Origin of the sequence: Acetobacter indonesiensis (genome assembly GCF_000963945.1) — a bacterium.
In the GTDB taxonomy this organism is placed as follows: Bacteria; Pseudomonadota; Alphaproteobacteria; order Acetobacterales; family Acetobacteraceae; genus Acetobacter; species Acetobacter indonesiensis.
Map to the genome: position 1 here is coordinate 37,324 of NZ_BAMW01000007.1, position 17,088 is coordinate 54,411.

16 protein-coding genes and 2 tRNA genes are annotated in these 17,088 nt (G+C 54.0%); 3 read left to right on the forward strand and 15 right to left on the reverse strand.

The features are described 5' to 3' along the window. Position 1 precedes the first annotated feature (1 nt). The 11 genes from Abin_RS03040 to Abin_RS03090 all read right to left on the reverse strand — a co-directional run bounded on the left by Abin_RS03040 (position 2) and on the right by Abin_RS03090 (position 10,377). Entirely contained in the window at positions 2–664 is a 663-nt protein-coding gene (locus Abin_RS03040; RefSeq protein WP_048844894.1) for an NADH-quinone oxidoreductase subunit C, read from the reverse strand. Then, positions 657–1,220 (reverse strand): NuoB/complex I 20 kDa subunit family protein, encoded by a 564-nt coding sequence (locus Abin_RS03045; RefSeq protein WP_048844895.1) that lies wholly within the window; start codon positions 1,218–1,220, stop codon positions 657–659. Before Abin_RS03045 ends, Abin_RS03040 begins: the two co-directional genes overlap by 8 nt. A gap of 13 nt (positions 1,221–1,233) precedes the next feature. Beyond that, the gene (gene ndhC, locus Abin_RS03050) at positions 1,234–1,599 is read right to left on the reverse strand and encodes an NADH-quinone oxidoreductase subunit A (RefSeq protein ID WP_048844896.1); all 366 of its coding nucleotides are present in this window, start codon (positions 1,597–1,599) and stop codon (positions 1,234–1,236) included. A 223-nt stretch (positions 1,600–1,822) separates the two neighbouring features. Further along, a tRNA-Val gene (locus Abin_RS03055) sits at positions 1,823–1,897 on the reverse strand. Positions 1,898–1,989: 92 nt separating this feature from the next. Next, positions 1,990–2,274, reverse strand: coding sequence for an HU family DNA-binding protein (locus tag Abin_RS03060; RefSeq protein WP_006559067.1), 285 nt, complete (start codon positions 2,272–2,274; stop codon positions 1,990–1,992). A gap of 143 nt (positions 2,275–2,417) precedes the next feature. Then, entirely contained in the window at positions 2,418–4,943 is a 2,526-nt protein-coding gene (gene lon / locus Abin_RS03065) for an endopeptidase La (RefSeq protein WP_048845021.1), read from the reverse strand. Positions 4,944–5,137: 194 nt separating this feature from the next. Next, positions 5,138–6,403: an ATP-dependent Clp protease ATP-binding subunit ClpX gene (clpX, locus tag Abin_RS03070; protein WP_048844897.1), complete on the reverse strand. Its 1,266-nt coding sequence runs from the start codon at positions 6,401–6,403 to the stop codon at positions 5,138–5,140. 120 nt (positions 6,404–6,523) lie between these two features. Further along, positions 6,524–7,189, reverse strand: coding sequence for an ATP-dependent Clp endopeptidase proteolytic subunit ClpP (gene clpP / locus Abin_RS03075; protein ID WP_174766843.1), 666 nt, complete (start codon positions 7,187–7,189; stop codon positions 6,524–6,526). Between the two features lie 169 nt (positions 7,190–7,358). Further along, positions 7,359–8,690 carry a trigger factor gene (gene tig / locus Abin_RS03080; protein WP_048844898.1) on the reverse strand — a complete coding sequence of 444 codons (1,332 nt, stop codon included), beginning with the start codon at positions 8,688–8,690 and terminating at the stop codon, positions 7,359–7,361. Positions 8,691–8,778: 88 nt separating this feature from the next. After that, positions 8,779–8,863 (reverse strand) — tRNA-Leu (locus Abin_RS03085). Between the two features lie 38 nt (positions 8,864–8,901). Further along, positions 8,902–10,377 (reverse strand): bifunctional ADP-dependent NAD(P)H-hydrate dehydratase/NAD(P)H-hydrate epimerase, encoded by a 1,476-nt coding sequence (locus tag Abin_RS03090; RefSeq protein WP_048844899.1) that lies wholly within the window; start codon positions 10,375–10,377, stop codon positions 8,902–8,904. Between the two features lie 171 nt (positions 10,378–10,548). Here Abin_RS03090 and Abin_RS03095 point away from each other — a divergent pair, with 171 nt between their 5' ends. From Abin_RS03095 to Abin_RS03105, 3 genes are all read left to right on the forward strand, one after another. Further along, positions 10,549–11,004 (forward strand): CopD family protein, encoded by a 456-nt coding sequence (locus tag Abin_RS03095; protein WP_048844900.1) that lies wholly within the window; start codon positions 10,549–10,551, stop codon positions 11,002–11,004. Between the two features lie 169 nt (positions 11,005–11,173). After that, the gene (locus Abin_RS03100) at positions 11,174–13,240 is read left to right on the forward strand and encodes a DEAD/DEAH box helicase (protein WP_048844901.1); all 2,067 of its coding nucleotides are present in this window, start codon (positions 11,174–11,176) and stop codon (positions 13,238–13,240) included. A 2-nt stretch (positions 13,241–13,242) separates the two neighbouring features. Further along, on the forward strand, positions 13,243–14,571 hold the full coding sequence (locus tag Abin_RS03105) for a class I SAM-dependent RNA methyltransferase (RefSeq protein ID WP_255319303.1): 1,329 nt from the start codon (positions 13,243–13,245) through the stop codon (positions 14,569–14,571). On the opposite strand, the gene Abin_RS03110 is transcribed toward Abin_RS03105, so the two are convergent. From Abin_RS03110 to Abin_RS03125, 4 genes are read right to left on the reverse strand one after another with little or no spacing between them, the layout of a single operon-like run. Further along, positions 14,519–14,887 (reverse strand): HesB/IscA family protein, encoded by a 369-nt coding sequence (locus Abin_RS03110; RefSeq protein ID WP_048844902.1) that lies wholly within the window; start codon positions 14,885–14,887, stop codon positions 14,519–14,521. The two genes, Abin_RS03105 and Abin_RS03110, sit on opposite strands and share 53 nt — an antisense overlap. Before the next feature lie 19 nt (positions 14,888–14,906). After that, on the reverse strand, positions 14,907–15,389 hold the full coding sequence (locus Abin_RS03115) for an SUF system Fe-S cluster assembly protein (protein WP_084593424.1): 483 nt from the start codon (positions 15,387–15,389) through the stop codon (positions 14,907–14,909). After that, positions 15,376–15,840, reverse strand: coding sequence for a Fe-S cluster assembly sulfur transfer protein SufU (gene sufU / locus Abin_RS03120; protein ID WP_048844903.1), 465 nt, complete (start codon positions 15,838–15,840; stop codon positions 15,376–15,378). Before sufU ends, Abin_RS03115 begins: the two co-directional genes overlap by 14 nt. Further along, positions 15,837–17,087, reverse strand: a complete 1,251-nt coding sequence (locus Abin_RS03125; RefSeq protein WP_048844904.1) for an aminotransferase class V-fold PLP-dependent enzyme — start codon at positions 17,085–17,087, stop codon at positions 15,837–15,839. Before Abin_RS03125 ends, sufU begins: the two co-directional genes overlap by 4 nt. Position 17,088 lies beyond the last annotated feature (1 nt).

Here is a 17,088-nt window from a genome sequence, read left to right on the forward strand (position 1 = left end):
GTCATCCTCGGGTCCTCTTGATACCCTGTCTGACTTCATGTGCTTTTTCGTCACCCGGAAGCGTCAGCATGCCTTCCCATGGTGAAACGAAATCGAAATCTCGAAAATCCTGCGTTAAAGAAACGGGTTCTTTAACCACTTTCCGAAGCTCGACGTCGTAACGCACTTCCTCATAGCCGGTCAGCGGAAAGTCTTTCCGCAACGGGAACCCTTCGAACCCAATGTCGGTCAGAATACGACGCAGATCTGGTTGGCCAGAGAAAATGACCCCGTACAGGTCATAACACTCCCTCTCCCACCACGTAGCGCAAGGCCAGAGATGATGCACGGATGGAACAGGCATGTGCTCATCGGTGGTTATAATCACGCGAATGCGCTGATTATGGGAGACCGACAGCAGATTATAGACCACGTCAAATCGTTCTGCGCGGCTTGGAAAATCAACACCGCATAAATCCATAAGCTGCTCAAAACGATAGCGTGGATCATCTCGCAGCATCTGCATTAACGGCAGAAGCTGATCCCTCACCGTTCGCACAACCAGTTCCCCTTTTTCAACAGAGGCTGACTGGATGTCAGGCAAAGAGGTTGCCAGCGTAAAAGCCATGGAACCGACCTGCCCCTGCAAGCGGTTCTGTTGCGGGTTTACTGGAAGTTCAGCCACGAAGAATGGTCCCCGTGCGGCGAATTTTCTTTTGCAGCAGCATGATGCCGTAAATCAGCGCTTCTGCGGTCGGCGGGCAGCCGGGCACATAGACATCCACCGGAACAATGCGGTCGCACCCACGCACTACGGAATAGGAGTAGTGGTAATACCCGCCACCATTGGCGCAGGAGCCCATAGAAATGACCCACCGGGGCTCAGCCATCTGCTCATACAGGCGACGCAACACAGGGGCCATTTTATTGGTCAGTGTGCCAGCAACAATCATGACATCAGACTGCCTGGGTGACCCACGTGGAATAATACCCATCCGGTCAAGATCGTAACGCGGCATATAGGCGTGAATCATCTCGACCGCACAGCACGCCAGACCGAACGACATTGGCCACAGGCTGCCTGTACGGCCCCAGTTGACCAGTTTATCCAGATTGGCAACAACAAAGCCCTTTTCGGCTATGGCCCCTGTAATGCCGCGCACGACGGCATCCTGCTCTGGCCCTGGTGGCAGAGCCTCACGGTTCCAGAGAACAGCATCTTCATGTGAATTTGCAGACATAGGCGCTTTCCCCTTAATCCCAGTCCAGCGCGCCTTTGCGCCACTCGTACAGGAAGCCAATACCCAGAACGCTCAGAAAGCCCAGCATCGACAGGAACCCAAACAAGCCGATGCGGGACAGGCTGACCGCCCACGGGAACAGAAACGCGACTTCCAGATCAAAAATAATAAAAAGGATGGCAACCAGATAAAACCGCACGTCAAAACGGCGGCGGGCGTCATCAAACGCCTCAAAGCCACATTCATAAGCCGTGGTTTTTTCTGCGTATGGTTTTTGGTGGCCGCTCAACAGTGCAATACCCAGCATAGCGGCTGCAATAGTAACCGAGAGCGCGCCAAAAATAAGGACTGGCGCGTAATCACCCAGAACAGACTGCATCGGCTACTCCTGCACGAAAAAGGTCGCGTAGACCAAAAATCATGCGCGCAGCCTACCCCCAAGTGCCACGAACAACCATGCCCGAAAGGCGGTCGTTACGGCCACTTTCACGTGATTACTTGGGAAGCCAGTTTATTCCGGGAAAATAACTGGTTTTTTGTCTCATCAGGAAATCGAGAGTGCTCATTCTCTCGTGGGATCTTACCATTTAAAAACAGTAAGATGGTGGGCGATGAGGGGATCGAACCCCCGGCCATCTCGGTGTAAACGAGACGCTCTACCGCTGAGCTAATCGCCCGCCGCTTATGTGTCATAAATTGAAAAAGGCGGCAACCCCTTTTTTGAAGGTTTTGCCGCCTTTTCGCTAAAAACTTAATTTCTTTGAAGAAATTAGCTTACAGCGTCTTTCAGTGCCTTGCCCGGTTTGAAACGGACAGAGGTTGAAGCAGGAATGTCGATTTCTTCACCCGTACGCGGGTTACGACCCTTAGCCGCCTTACGCGTAGCAGTTACGAACGTACCGAACCCAACCAGACGGACTTCCTGCTTACGAGACAGAGCTTTTTCAATCGCTCCGAATACGGCGTCGACCACTTCGCCAGCCTTCGCCTTGGGCAGGGCTGCTTCGTCGGCTACTGCCGCAACGAGTTCCTGCTTGTTAAGCGGCTTCTCCATATTACGCCTTTCTTTATATCTATCTCATTAGTGGCGCGGCGGGCGGGTTCGTCCGCCTCTCCGCTTCCCGGTCGCACTATGCAGCCGTTTTTCGTCACGTCAACTGATCTAGGACAAACTTACGCGACAGAATGTTTTTTCACTCAATGCGGCAGGACGGAAACGGGCTTTACCCCTTCCGCAGCCGGAACGGCTTCGGGCACGTCTTCCCACTCAATCGGCTGGGGCTGACGTACCAGCGCACGCATCAGAACTTCATCCACATGAGAGACAGGAACGATTTCCAGATCTTTCTTCACGGATTCAGGAATTTCCGCGAGATCCTTCTCGTTGTCTTTCGGGATGAAGACCGTGCGAATACCAGCGCGCACTGCTGCCAGAAGCTTTTCTTTCAAGCCACCAATCGCCAGAACGCGACCCCGCAGTGTGATTTCACCCGTCATGGCAACATCACGCCGAACAGGGATTCCTGTCAGCACGCTTACCAGTGCCGTTGCCATAGCAACACCGGCCGATGGACCATCTTTAGGAGTCGCACCTTCAGGCACATGGACATGGAAACTCCGTTTATCAAACAGAGTCGGCACCACACCAAAGCGCGTCGCGCGGCTGCGCACATAAGAGAACGCAGCAGACACGCTCTCCTTCATGACGTCACCCAGCTTACCGGTTTCGACAATACCGCCCTTACCCGGCACCATGACGCTTTCAATGGTCAGGATTTCCCCACCCACTTCCGTCCATGCCAGCCCAGTGACAATACCGACCATATCTTCGGCTTCTGTCTCGCCGTAGCGATAGCGCTTAACACCTGCCAGCTTTTCCAGATTCCTGACGGTGATGGCCACTTTCTTGGCTTTCCCCGTCACAATCTCTTTCACCACTTTACGAGCAAGATTCGCAATTTCCCGCTCGAGGCTACGGACACCGGCTTCACGAGTGTAATAACGGATCAGATCACGCAGGGCATCATCGCTGATCGACCATTCGTCCGGCTTCAGGTTATGCGCTTCGCCCTGCTTGGCGATCAGATGGCGACGGCAGATTTCCACCTTTTCGTCTTCTGTGTAGCCAGACAGACGGATGATTTCCATACGATCAAGCAGAGGCTGCGGCATGTTCAGGCTGTTTGCCGTCGTCACAAACATGACGTCTGACAAATCATAATCCACTTCCAGATAATGATCCGCGAACGTACTGTTCTGTTCCGGGTCCAACACTTCCAGCAACGCAGAAGCCGGATCTCCGCGCCAGTCAGCCCCCAGCTTGTCGATTTCATCAAGCAGGAAGAGCGGGTTGGAAACCTTGGCCTTCTTCATTCCCTGAATAATCTTGCCGGGCATGGAGCCAATATAGGTCCGACGGTGACCGCGGATTTCAGCTTCATCACGCATGCCGCCCAGAGACATACGGACATAATGCCGCCCGGTTGCCTTGGCGATGGACCGTGCAAGAGAGGTCTTACCAACACCCGGAGGCCCAACCAGACATAGAATCGGGCCTTTCAGCTTCTGGGACCGGCTTTGCACGGCCAGATATTCCAGAATACGTTCTTTGACCTTATCCAACCCGTAATGGTCGGTATCAAGAATGGTTTCGGCTTCACCCAGATCGTGGCGCACTTTGGTGCGTTTTTTCCAGGGAATGCCCAGCAGCCAATCCAGATAATTACGCACCACTGTCGATTCGGCTGACATGGCGCTCATGCCACGCAGCTTTTTCAGTTCTGCAATCGCCTTTTCCCGCGCTTCCTTTGAAAGCTTGGTTTTGGCAATACGTTCTTCAATCTCGGTGGTTTCGTCTTTTCCGTCTTCGCCTTCACCCAGTTCTTTCTGAATGGCTTTCAATTGCTCATTCAAATAGTACTCGCGCTGGGTCTTTTCCATCTGGCGCTTCACACGATTGCGGATCTTTTTTTCAACCTGCAATACGCCGATTTCGGCCTCGATATGTGCGAAGACTTTTTCCAGCTGCTCCATGACGGAGGGCGCTTCAAGAATTTCCTGCTTTTCAGAAATCTTGAGGTTCAGGTGACTGGCAACTGTATCAACAAGCTTAGACAGGTCCGTAATCTGGTTAAGAGACACCAGAACTTCGGACGCGATCTTCTTATTAAGCTTAATATACTGTTCGAACTGAGAAACGATGGAACGACCAAGAGCCTCGGCTTCAGCGCCGACGGCGGGATCTTCCTTAATTTCTTCAATCTCGGCTTCAAAATGGCCGTCAACGTCATGCAGCGCTTTCACTTTTGCGCGGCGCACACCTTCGACCAACACTTTCACCGTGCCGTCTGGCAGCTTAAGCAGTTGCAGGATAGTTGAAACCGTCCCGAAGCGATAAACATCCTCGACGCTTGGATCGTCCTGAGCAGCATCTTTCTGCGCAACAAGAAGGATCTGTCGATCATCACGTGTAACAGATTCTAGCGCTTTGACAGATTTCTCGCGTCCCACAAACAGCGGCACAATCATGTGGGGGAAAACAACAATATCGCGTAGCGGCAACACAGCTACACGATCAGATTTCTGCGGCTGAACAGGTGAAGCTGACTTGGCATCATCAGCAACAGCCTCGACTGACGTGGTGAGGGTTGCTTGATTTTCGACCGGAGCCTTGGCCGGTGTTTTACGCTTACGTTTTACTGGTGGTTTTTCATTATCAGCCATAACCATGACCTCCTTCAAGGACGATCCAGGCCGAGTACCCGCTCTGCGGCATACCCCTGGGCCCGTAGAGGCACCCGGAAGTGCCTGTTTCTACTATGTCGTTACGAACGCCCCATTTCACAATGGGTTACACAGAAAGAACAGCCAGCAGATCATTTCTGATCGCTGGCTGCTGGTTACTTCTACGCCGTTTTTCAGGCTGATTGCTCTGCTGGAGCTTCTTTCCGTTTACCATAGACATAAACGGGACTGGTTTTTTCATCCGCGACATCGCGGTTTACAACCACTTCTTCCACATTATCCAACCCAGGGAGATCAAACATAGTGGACATCAGGATGCTTTCCAGAATGGAACGCAGACCGCGAGCACCCGTCTTCCGTTTAATGGCACGATCAGCAATGGCTTTCAGTGCATCATCCGTAAAGGACAACTGCACATCTTCCATCTGGAACAAGCGCTGATACTGCTTAACCAATGCATTCTTAGGTTCAGTCAGAATACGGATCAGCGCTGCTTCATCCAGATCGCCCAAAGTTGCGAGGACTGGCAGACGACCAATAAACTCGGGGATCAAACCGAACTTCATCAAATCTTCCGGTTCGACATCGTGCAGGATTTCACCCATACGCCGATCATCCGGGGAGCGAACATCTGCACCGAACCCGATACCGGTGCCCTTACCGCGCGCTGCAATAATCTTATCCAACCCGGCAAACGCACCGCCGCAGATAAACAGCATATTGGTGGTATCGACCTGAAGGAATTCCTGCTGCGGATGTTTACGCCCACCTTGCGGAGGAACAGAAGCAACCGTGCCTTCCATCAGTTTCAGCAATGCCTGCTGTACACCTTCACCACTCACATCACGCGTGATGGAGGGATTATCAGATTTACGGGAAATTTTATCGATTTCGTCGATATAGACGATACCGCGCTGCGCCCGTTCCACATTGTAGTCTGACGCCTGAAGCAACTTCAGGATGATGTTTTCAACATCTTCCCCAACGTAGCCAGCTTCAGTCAACGTCGTGGCGTCGGCCATGGTAAACGGCACGTCAAGAATACGGGCAAGCGTCTGCGCCAGCAGCGTCTTACCTGACCCCGTCGGACCGATCAGAAGAATGTTGGATTTTGCAATCTCAACGTCATTATTTTTCGCAGACTGCGTCAACCGTTTGTAATGGTTATGCACGGCAACAGAGAGAACCTTTTTGGCCTCAAACTGCCCAATCACATAATCATCAAGAACCTTGCAGATTTCCTTGGGTGTGGGGACGCCTTCACGCGATTTGACCAACGTGGTTTTGTGCTCTTCACGGATGATATCCATGCACAATTCCACGCATTCATCGCAGATGAAAACGGTTGGCCCAGCAATAAGCTTACGCACTTCATGCTGCGATTTACCGCAGAAAGAGCAATAAAGCGTATTTTTGGAATCACCGGACTTCGCGTTCATAAGCCCACTCCCTCGATCATCCCTGGCCTCAGACAACCGAGAGCCGTATTCCAGATTTTATCTGCCTTTCTAACGACAGACCACCCCTGCATTATAACAGGGGTGTTGGTATGCACCAGATTAAGGATGGTCTTTGTCCTTTTTTCCAGTTTCTTCTGCTGCCTTGTGGTGGCTGATAACCTTATCAACAATACCGAAAGACTGCGCTTCTTCAGCTGACATGTAGCTGTCACGCTCAAGCTTCTGCTCGATATCCTCAAGCGTCTGGCCGGTATGTTCACGATAGATTTCATTCAGGCGCTGACGGATAATCAGGATTTCTTTAGCCTGAATTTCAATATCACTGGCCTGACCCTGTGCACCACCAGAAGGCTGATGCACCATTACGCGTGCATTGGGCAGAGCATAACGATGCCCTTTTTCACCACCAGCCAATAGCAATGACCCCATAGAGGCTGCCTGACCGATGCACACAGTGCTGACCGGGCTGCGGATGTACTGCATGGTGTCATAAATTGCCAGGCCAGCAGAGACGACTCCACCCGGGCTGTTGATGTAGAAGGAAATTTCCTTCGTCGGGTTCACACTCTCAAGATAAAGAAGCTGTGCGGAAATAAGAGAGGCAACCTGATCATAGACAGGACCTGTCAGAAAAATAATCCGCTCCTGAAGCAGGCGGGAATAGATATCGAATGCCCGCTCCCCCCGTGAGGTCTGTTCGACCACCATAGGAACCAAAGCGTTGCTGAAAATCTCAACGGGATCACGATCCCTCATGTTAGTCATTCCCGTAAAAAACCTGCATTTACCCTACCCGACCCCCGTTCAGTAAACGGATGCCAGTCAGAGCGCTCTTATTCAAGATAGAGATAAAGTGGCAAGATGCCACCCCGGAAAAGAAAAACAGTCTGAAAAAGAGTGTCCCGCCAGTTCACACTGGCGGGACATAAATTTCTCAGATATCAGCCGGGGGTATGTCCGAAAGCTCTTCCGGAGTGACTTCTTTGTCCTCCACTTTCGCGAGTTCAATAAGATAATCAACAACCTTGTTTTCAAAAATTGGACCGCGAAGCGATTCAATTGCCTGAGGGTTGTTCTGGAAGAACTGGAACACCTGCTGTTCCTGCCCCTGATAGCGCATGGCTTCAGCCCGCATCGCACGACCCAGTTCATCCTGAGTAACCGTGATTGCGTTCTTACGGCCAATTTCAGCCAGCAGAAGACCAAGCTTTACGCGGCGTTCGGCAATCTTGCGATAGTCAGAACGTAGGGTTTCTTCGTCCTTGCCTTTGTCTTCGTCATCAAGCTGATCCGCTTTACGGTCGGCTTCAACGCGTTGCCAGATTTGGTTGAATTCGGCATCAACCATGCTTTCCGGTGCCGGGAAGTCGGTTTTAACAGCCAGAGCATCCAGCAGTTCGCGCTTGATACGCAGACGAGAAAGCTGTTCGTATTCGCTTTCAATCTGCTTACGCACCAGATCACGAAGCTGCTCAAGGTTTTCAAAACCCAGCTTCTTGGCCAGTTCGTCATCAATCGGAGCGTCAACCGGCTTTTTCAGTTCGCGCACTTTGATGTCGAAAGTAGCTTCTTTACCAGCCAGTTCTTCCGCACCGTAGTTTTCCGGGAACGTGACGGTGATGATTTTTTCTTCACCAGCCTTCATGCCTTCGATCTGCTCTGCAAAACCGGGGATGAAGCCTTCACCACCAATTTCAACATTCACATCTTCAGCCGTGCCACCATCAAACGGCACACCATCGCGCTTACCAACGAAATCAACGCTAACCACGTCGCCCTTCACGGCGGCACGATCTTCCGTGATCGTTTCGAAGCTACGCTGACGCTTTGCGAAGTCAGCAACGACATTGTCGATTGCTTCATCGCTGGCAGCAGCTTTCAGGCGGGTCAGAGACAGATCGGACAGATCTGGCACAGTGATTTCTGGCAGGATTTCGGTTTCGACCTTGAATTCAAGATCCTTGCCTTCGTCCTGACCGGAAACGAGATCAACCTGGGGCTGGCCAGCAGGACGCAGACCGCGTTCATCCAGCGTGGAGCGCAGGGCTTCAGAAACGGCCTGCTCAAGCACTTCACCGCGAACACCTGCACCATAGCGCTGACGTGCGATAGACACCGGAACCTTGCCTGGGCGGAAGCCCGGCAGTTTCAGGCTTGCGGCAACTTCCTTGAGGCGAGCATCCTGCTTCTTCTCAATTTCTGCTGCCGGAATCGTAATGGTAAAACCACGCTTCAGCCCTTCGGAAAGGGTCTCGGTAACCTGCATCGGCCAGGCCTTCCTTTCGGTACAAACTTAAACACCCGCATCATGCCGAAAGGCGCTGCGGAAACAGGACGGGGGCACCAAAGTCAATTGGTACGGGTGGAGGGACTTGAACCCCCACGGCTTGCGCCACCAGAACCTAAATCTGGCGTGTCTACCAATTCCACCACACCCGCACGATATAAAACCCCGTCACAGGTTGCGAGCACTTAACCTAGAGCGTGGCTCCCGGCAAGATGCCCTTTGCATATCTCTTACATTCTGACTGCATTTGGGTCGCTTTTTCTCGCGCAGCACCCAGATAAAGGTCAAGATCTTCCGCAATTGGCCATGATCCAGCCCGTATTCCGGCTTCTCCATGCAACCAGACACCAGCACACGCTGCCTCCCACGCAGACATACCTGCGGCCAGCAATGCAGCAATCACACCAGATAGTGTATCGCCTGAACCAGCGGTTCCCAGCGCGGGACTCGCATGATTATTTATGGCCAGCCTGCCGTCCGGTGCCGCAATCAGCGTAGAAGCGCCCTTCAACACCACAACCGATTCCATGAAGCGCGCAGCGTCTCGTACGGCCTGTGGTGGATTATTCCCTGGCGGCCCGAACAATTTGGTGAACTCTCCGCTATGGGGCGTCATAACCGACGCACCGCGAAGCTGCTCAGGTTTACCGGCGTAAGCGGATAAGGCCCCAGCATCCGCAAGAATGGTTTTTTTTGCCGCAATAAGTGCAGGAAGGGTGGCCGCCACATCTGATTCGGTAAGCCCTGGCCCGCAGACCCACACAGCCCGACGATTATCCCCCAGAAGTTCGGGCAAAGGCGCATCATCAACCACAAGCCCCGGCGCACCAAACCTGTAAGCTGGCGCGGCCTCGCCTGCGGCGACACGAACAAGCCCTGCCCCAGCTGCCCTGGCCCCACCGGCACAAAGGCGCGCTGCACCGGGCATCGACGCACCCGCGCAGATACTGACTACCCCGCGCGTATATTTATGGCTTTCCGGCCCAGGGACCGGAAGGTGCCAGAGGCCGGGTTCATTCTGCCATGTGCGAGCCGGTACTTCTTCAAGCACCGCATCTGGCATACCAATATCCGCCAGAACCAGCCGCCCCATGTAACCTCGAGCCGGATAGAGAAGATGCCCCGGCTTGAAGCGCACAAAAGTGACGGTCATGGCTGCATGGGGGGCTGATCCCCTCACCTGCCCTGTCTCGCCGTCAATGCCGGATGGAATGTCCACTGCGATCACCTGACGAGCCGCGGCCAGAATTTCGGCTGGAAGGCCTGTCACATCACGACTGAGACCCGCACCAAACACCGCATCAATAACCAGATCTGTCCGTTTGGCTTCCTCAACAGTAAAAGGAACTCTTGGGCCTCGGAACAGCGCCGCAGCCTTCTCGGCTGGCGAGTCTGGTGAGGGTGCCACCATTTCCGCCACACTGACGGGCCAACCAGCATCCGTCAGATAACGGGCGACAACAAACCCATCTCCCCCATTGTTACCAGGCCCGCAGGCCACCAACACTCTACAGGGTTTGAAATAGCGTCTTACTGCCCGCGCCACCGCCCGACCGGCCGCATCCATCAGCGCCTCTACCGGCACCAATGCCGAGGCCTGACGATCAATCAGGCCCATTTCTGCTGGGGTATAGACACTGAGCGAAGACGGTATGGAACCAGTCATGTGACCCTCCTGCAAGGCAGAGCTATGAGCAAAGCTGTTGATTACTGACTTGCACCCACGTCCTGTGCTTGGCAATCAGACATCAAGTCGAGCGCTTTTGAGCCTTTCCCGGCTCGTCAGCGCGCCTATGTCATAAGAGTCGGCCATATTTTTCAGTTAAGCGGAGTTCGCATGCCTCATTCCATTTTGTGGAGCCTTATCCTTGCGCTCCATATTATCAGCATTGTTGTCTGGATAGGTGGGGCAGCCTACGCCACCATCATCCTGCGCCCCAGCCTTTCGCTGCTGGATTCAACACAGCGCAATTCCGTGCATTTACAGACGCTTGGCCGCTTTTTCCGCATGCTGATGCACGTTATCCCGACCGTTCTGATTACCGGCTGGCTGATGATTATTCATGAAGGTGGCTTTGCTCACGCACCATGGACAACAAACGCCATGCAACTGCTGGGTCTGATTATGGCGGCTTTGTTTGTACGCGTTCAGATGGGCCCCTACCAGAAAGCCCGCAGGGCAATCCGCCCTCAACCTGCCACATTCGACTCGATCCGTAATCAGATACTGGTCATTGTGGCACTAGGGCTTCTTACCATTCTGGTTGCGGCACTAGGCCATCCTTTCCTGTAAAATCAGCAGGAAGATCAGGAAAACTTGATTCTCCAGCAAAATCCCTTTATCGGAGCATGCGCCTGACCGGCTTCAGTTTATGACCTTAGCGCCACATTGTTGGCGCGGGGAAAAACATAGGGCCAGTCGGTCCATGCTGAGAAACGACTGAAGCATCCCCGAGAGCATATTGACAGCAAAAACCCCCGCCCGCCCCCGCAGAACAACAACACGTAGCCGCAAAACCACGGCTGCGGCAGCCTCTGACGTCACCGTAGAGAGCGGCATTGATGTGTCTGATACGGGGCAGGATGCGCCGGTAGACGCTGAACCTGTCAAAAAACCCGTACGCCGACGCCGCACAACCAAAGCGAAAGCCGAGAGTGTGCCTGAAGCAACAGACGTCGAAACGTCTGCGGTAATTGAAGAAAATGCTCCAGCTGAAGATGCCGTCACGGAAGAAGAACCCAAACCGCGACGCACCCGGAAAAAAGCAGTAACGACATCCGCCCCGCGCACCAAACGCGCGCCACGGGCCAAAAAAACGGTCGCTGCTTCCGACGCTGTCGAGGAAGACGCCCCCACACACACGCCTGTAGCCGAGGCACAGCCTGTTGAGGCTGCGGCTGTAGAACCAGCACAGCCAGAAAATGTGGCGGCTGAACCTGCTGTGGCTCCGGTTGCAGACGTTCCTGCTGAAGACGATACGGAAAAAAAGCCAACCTTCGCTGATCTTGAATTGTCCGAGCCTATTCTGCGCGCGATTGCAGATATGGGTTATACGCACCCCACCCCCATTCAGGCGCAGGCCATTCCGGCCATTCTGATGGCACGGGACGTATTGGGCGTTGCCCAGACGGGCACAGGCAAGACTGCGTCCTTTACGCTGCCAATGCTCGAAATTCTTTCCGATTCGCGAGCACGTGCCCGTATGCCGCGCTCCCTGATTCTGGAGCCCACCCGCGAACTGGCACTTCAGGTCGCTGAGAACTTTGTTCAGTATGGCAAATATCTGAAACTGACCCATGCTCTGCTGATTGGTGGCGAGAGCATGGCTGATCAGAAAGATGTGCTGAACCGTGGCGTCGATGTTCTGATTGCGACACCCGGCCGTCTGCTTGACCTGTTTGAACGTGGCGGTCTGCTAATGACGCAGACACGTATTCTGGTCATTGATGAAGCAGACCGCATGCTGGACATGGGCTTCATTCCCGACATTGAAAAAATTGTCGGGTTGCTGCCAGCCAACCGCCAGACCCTTTTCTTTTCTGCCACCATGGCCCCGGCCATTCGGCAACTAGCAGATGCTTTCCTGCATGCGCCTAAGGAAATAACGGTTTCTCGCGCTTCCTCCGTCGCCACGACGATTGAAGCCGGGCTGGTTATTGTGGATGAATACAGCAAGCGCGACACACTCCGTCGCCTGCTACGTGACCCTAAAATGCAGAACGCCATCGTGTTCTGTAACCGAAAGCGCGATGTTGACGTGCTAACGCGCTCACTCAGCAAGCATGGTTTTGCTGTTGGCGCTCTGCATGGTGACTTGCCGCAATCTGTTCGGTTCACAACACTTGAGAAGTTCAAGAACGGTGAACTGAAAGTACTTGTCTGCTCAGACGTGGCAGCGCGCGGGATCGATATTGGCGGCCTGTCGCACGTATTTAACTTCGACCTGCCCTTCCATGCCGAAGATTATGTGCACCGCATTGGCCGGACAGGGCGTGCTGGCCGTGAAGGGCATGCTTACAGTCTGGCAACGCCATATGACAAAAATCTGGCGGATGCGATTGAAAGCCTGACGGGCAAACCGATTCCCCGCCTGACAATTGATGGTGTTGAGCAACTGGACTGGTCGGACGAAAAGCGGCCTCCTCGTAACGCCAACAACCGGCGTGATAAAGACAGACAGAGCCGTGACTCCCGCACATCTGACACAAACGGCGGTAACCGGACTCAAGGCCGCCAGCAGCCGCAGCGCGATTCGTCTGCCGAACAGCAGGAGCGTACTCCGCACAAGCCCGCTGCCCCGCAACATGACCAGCAGCCGCAGCGCAACGCAAATGCGCAGCGTCCACAGCGCGATCGCCGCAACAACCGGGATGAAGCTCCGCCCATGCCAGCGGGTGATGTCGTAGGCTTCGGCACGGAGGTTCCATCCTTCATGCTTCTGCCACGTCGCACCACTGTGCTTGCTGATCTTCCCGCACCAACGGCAGATGTTTCCGTCACCGAGGAAGACGCCGTAAAGCTGCATTAACGGTGTCCATCGCGGAAAACGGGCCAGCTACGCCCACAACAATCGATGCCACCATTGCTTACCTTGGCGCACAAGGTGACGGTGGTGCGCGTCTGCCTGATGGCAGCATCGTGCATGTACCCTTCACCCTCCCTGGCGAAGTTGTTCGGTTACAGAACAGTGCCGGGCGATGGGTACTTGATAAAATCCTGACAGCATCCCCTGATCGTGTCGAACCACCCTGTCCGCTTTTTGGCGAATGTGGGGGATGTACTTTGCAGCACATGCGACCCGCTGCCCTGCTGGAATGGAAGGTTGATCGCGTTAAAGCCGCTTTGGGAAAAGCAGGTTTTACAGACAGTCCCAACCCGCAAGATTTTCAGGTTTCGCCCCACTCCCGTCGCCGGGCCGATCTGGCTATACGGCGGCAGGGGAAAGCCATTCTGCTCGGCTTACACGCACGTAATAGTTCCGATGTTGTCGATCTGACATCGTGCCTGGTTCTTCATCCGACCATAATAAACGCTCTACCAGCTTTACGTGACGGTTTGAGAAGTCTGGAAGGATTGAGGCAGTCGGGTGACATCCAGCTTAACGTCCTCGATTCGGGGCTGGATGTTCTGTTGTCCACAGACCATTCCCTGACAACGGGTGACAGAACACGACTGGCCGCATTAGCGGAATTGCTGTCTATTCCCCGAATCAGTTGGAAGCCGCAGTCTGGAAACGGCGAAGCGGAAAACGTCGCGCAACGCGGAAGTGTGCGTCACAAGCTTGGCGACGCAGAAGTCTCTCCTCCTGCCGGTGCATTTTTACAGGCAACGGCAGAAAGTGAGCTTTGGATTCAGCAAGCTGTTGTTCATGCGCTGCCTAAAAAACTGGGCAAGCGCGACACCATCATTGAACTCTATGCAGGCTGCGGTACGTTAAGTTTTCCGTTAGCCAACCACGCCCGCGTGCTGGCTTATGAAGGCTATGCCTCCGCAGCCTCTGCGCTGAAAGCGGGGAGCGGCGGCACACGAGTCACAGCATCCTGCCGTGACCTGAACCGCCAACCGATTATGAGCAAAGACCTGACTGCGGCTGCTGTTGTGGTGCTTGACCCACCCCACGCAGGCGCAAAGCTGCAAATGATGCAGCTAACAATGGGAAAACCGAAAACTGTTATTTATGTCAGCTGTAACCCGGCAGCATTGGCAAAAGATGCCTCCGGGCTTCACAGTGCGGGTTACACAGTGAGTAGTGTAACGGTTATTGACCAGTTTCTATGGTCAGCCGAAGTAGAAGCGGTTTGTGGCTTCACACATGGAAGCTCTCACCGCAGCCGCAACGGCCTTTCTCGTTCGGGTTAATGAAGACAAACCCTTCTTCAAAATCAGACTGACGAAAATCCATTTCTGAACCGATCAGAAATAAAGTGGCTTTCCGATCTACCAGCAACGTGAGGTCTTTGTCTTTTATGACCTCATCGCCTGCGCTGGGGGCTTCTACAAATTCCATATCATAGGCTTTGCCAGAGCAGCCCTTGGTCGTGACCGAAATACGCAGAAGCTGACCTGCGTGAGCAGTTTTATACAAATGGGCTAGCTGCTGGGCAGCAGCGTCGGTCAGGCGCATAAGCGGCGGCAGCGCACGTTTTACAGGTGACGCAACAGTGGTCTGGGACATTGGTTCCGTCCTTTCCTGATCAGAACATATTTAACGCAAGGCGGGCTTCATCGCTCATCCGCGACATATCCCATGGCGGATCCCACACAATCTCGACGTCAGCAGAAACCACACCCGGCACTTTTTCGACTGCTTCCTTTACCTGCACCGGCAATTCCTGTGCGCTGGGGCAGTTGGGGGCCGTCAGGGTCATTTCTATTTTAACGCGGCCATCATCATAAAGATCAATCGCGTAGATCAGGCCCAACTCGTAGATATTGACCGGAATTTCCGGGTCATGAACCGTGGCAATCGCCTCAATCACAGCATCTTCAGACGCAACACCATTGGGCGCAGCCGTTTCAGGTGCTGCTACGTCTCCGTTATCGGGTGTCCAGCTTTCCACACGCTGTTTATCTGCGCCCTCATCAGGCTGATCTGCGTTCAACACGGCGGCTGTTGGCTCGGCTGTATGGTTGGCGTCTAGCATATCAGGATCATGCACCTTTTCAGACGTCGACATGAGAAAGCGCCTCCTTCAAAGCGACCCACGGTAGTTCCGCGCACCGAATACGCGCCCGGTGCGCCTGCAGTGGGGCGAATGCTTCAAGCGGCCCCAGAGCGAAAGGTTGTTCTGTTCCACCATCAGAGGCGGATGTCACATCAGCCGCCACCAGCATGGCCGAAAACTGACGGCTTAGTGTCTGGGCTTCTGCTGGCTTCAGCCCTGTTATCCGTTCAGCCATCAAATCTGCGGCGGCCTGACAGATGGCACATCCACGCGTATGATGCCTGACCAGACTGATATGGTCCTGATCAAGGGTAAGTTCCACCCGTGTCTTATCCCCACAGAGCGGATTTTTCCCTTCACCGGTTATATCTGGCTGTTCAAGCCTGCCTGAAAAAAGAGGGCTGCGCGCCCGCTCAACAATCAACCGATCATAAAGCGCGCTGCCATCCACGCCCTTATTCACACAAAAAAGTTCCTGATCCGCACAAGCGTTTCAGCCAGAGCATCAATTTCCGACGGGATCGTATAAACCCCAAAGCTGGCACGTGCCGTTGCCGTAAGCCCCAGACGACGCATCAGCGGTTCTGCACAATGGTGCCCTGCGCGTACGGCAATGCCATTACGGTCAAGCAGGGTCGCAATATCATGCGGATGCACATCATCCATTACGAAAGAAATAACGCCGCCACGGTCGTGCGGCGCACCAACAACCCGAAGGCCCGGAACATCCGCCAGACGATTAAGCGCATATGTTGTCAGTTCAGCTTCATGCGCTGCAACTGCCTCCATCCCAATCTGCTCAATCCACGCTATAGCCGCGCCAAGCGCTATGGTTTCAATAATGGCTGGCGTTCCGGCTTCAAACTTATGCGGCACATGCGCCCATGTTGAACGCTCAAACGTCACGGTGGAAATCATGTCTCCACCACCCATGAAAGGAGGCATGGCATCCAGAAGAGCCTTGCGCGCCCACAACACGCCAATACCGGTCGGACCATACAGCTTGTGCCCGGTGAAGGTGTAAAAATCAGCCCCCAGCGCCTGCACATCGGTTTTGCGGTGTACCACAAACTGGCTGCCATCAAACAGCACCTGCGCCCCGGCTTCGTGCGCCATGTCCGCAATCTGCCGAGCAGGTGTGACCGAACCCAGCACATTTGACATATGCGTCACAGCGACAAGCGCCACCTGACCGTCGGCCAGAAGATCACGCAGCGCATCTAGGTCAAGGTCACCCTCATCCGTAATCGGTGCTATACGCAGTTCAATACCCGCACGGTCACGCAACATCTGCCACGGTACCAGATTGGCGTGATGTTCCATTTCGGAAATCACAACTGCCTGCCCCGGCTTCAGCAACGCACCGAAAGAATGTGCCACCAGATTGATGGCCTCGGTGCTGTTCCGGGTGAAAACAATTTCCTCACGCGATGGCGCGTTCAGAAAAGCCGCCACAACATCCCGTACACCTTCATAAGCTTCGGTCGTACGTTCGCTCATCCAGTGCAGGCCACGATGGATGTTGGCATACTGGGTGCGCATGGTGTCTGCCATGCAGTCAATAACGGCGTTCGGCTTCTGGGCAGAAGCGGCGCTATCCAGAAACACCAGCGGCCGGTCGTGCACCTGCTGTGACAGAATAGGAAACTGCTGGCGAATGGCCGCGCTGTCTAACTGGTGTGCTGGCCGTTTTTCAACTGTGGCAGACATA

Bases quoted from the DNA above. Each gene is read 5' to 3' on its own strand.
- Abin_RS03045 (WP_048844895.1), bottom strand. From the start codon at position 1,220: ATGTCTGCAAATTCACATGAAGATGCTGTTCTCTGGAACCGTGAGGCT.
- ndhC (WP_048844896.1), bottom strand. From the start codon at position 1,599: ATGCAGTCTGTTCTGGGTGATTACGCGCCAGTCCTTATTTTTGGCGCG.
- Abin_RS03060 (WP_006559067.1), bottom strand. From the start codon at position 2,274: ATGGAGAAGCCGCTTAACAAGCAGGAACTCGTTGCGGCAGTAGCCGAC.
- lon (WP_048845021.1), bottom strand. From the start codon at position 4,943: ATGGCTGATAATGAAAAACCACCAGTAAAACGTAAGCGTAAAACACCG.
- clpX (WP_048844897.1), bottom strand. From the start codon at position 6,403: ATGAACGCGAAGTCCGGTGATTCCAAAAATACGCTTTATTGCTCTTTC.
- clpP (WP_174766843.1), bottom strand. From the start codon at position 7,189: ATGACTAACATGAGGGATCGTGATCCCGTTGAGATTTTCAGCAACGCT.
- tig (WP_048844898.1), bottom strand. From the start codon at position 8,690: ATGCAGGTTACCGAGACCCTTTCCGAAGGGCTGAAGCGTGGTTTTACC.
- Abin_RS03090 (WP_048844899.1), bottom strand. From the start codon at position 10,377: ATGACTGGTTCCATACCGTCTTCGCTCAGTGTCTATACCCCAGCAGAA.
- Abin_RS03095 (WP_048844900.1), top strand. From the start codon at position 10,549: ATGCCTCATTCCATTTTGTGGAGCCTTATCCTTGCGCTCCATATTATC.
- Abin_RS03110 (WP_048844902.1), bottom strand. From the start codon at position 14,887: ATGTCCCAGACCACTGTTGCGTCACCTGTAAAACGTGCGCTGCCGCCG.
- Abin_RS03115 (WP_084593424.1), bottom strand. From the start codon at position 15,389: ATGTCGACGTCTGAAAAGGTGCATGATCCTGATATGCTAGACGCCAAC.
- Abin_RS03125 (WP_048844904.1), bottom strand. From the start codon at position 17,087: ATGTCTGCCACAGTTGAAAAACGGCCAGCACACCAGTTAGACAGCGCG.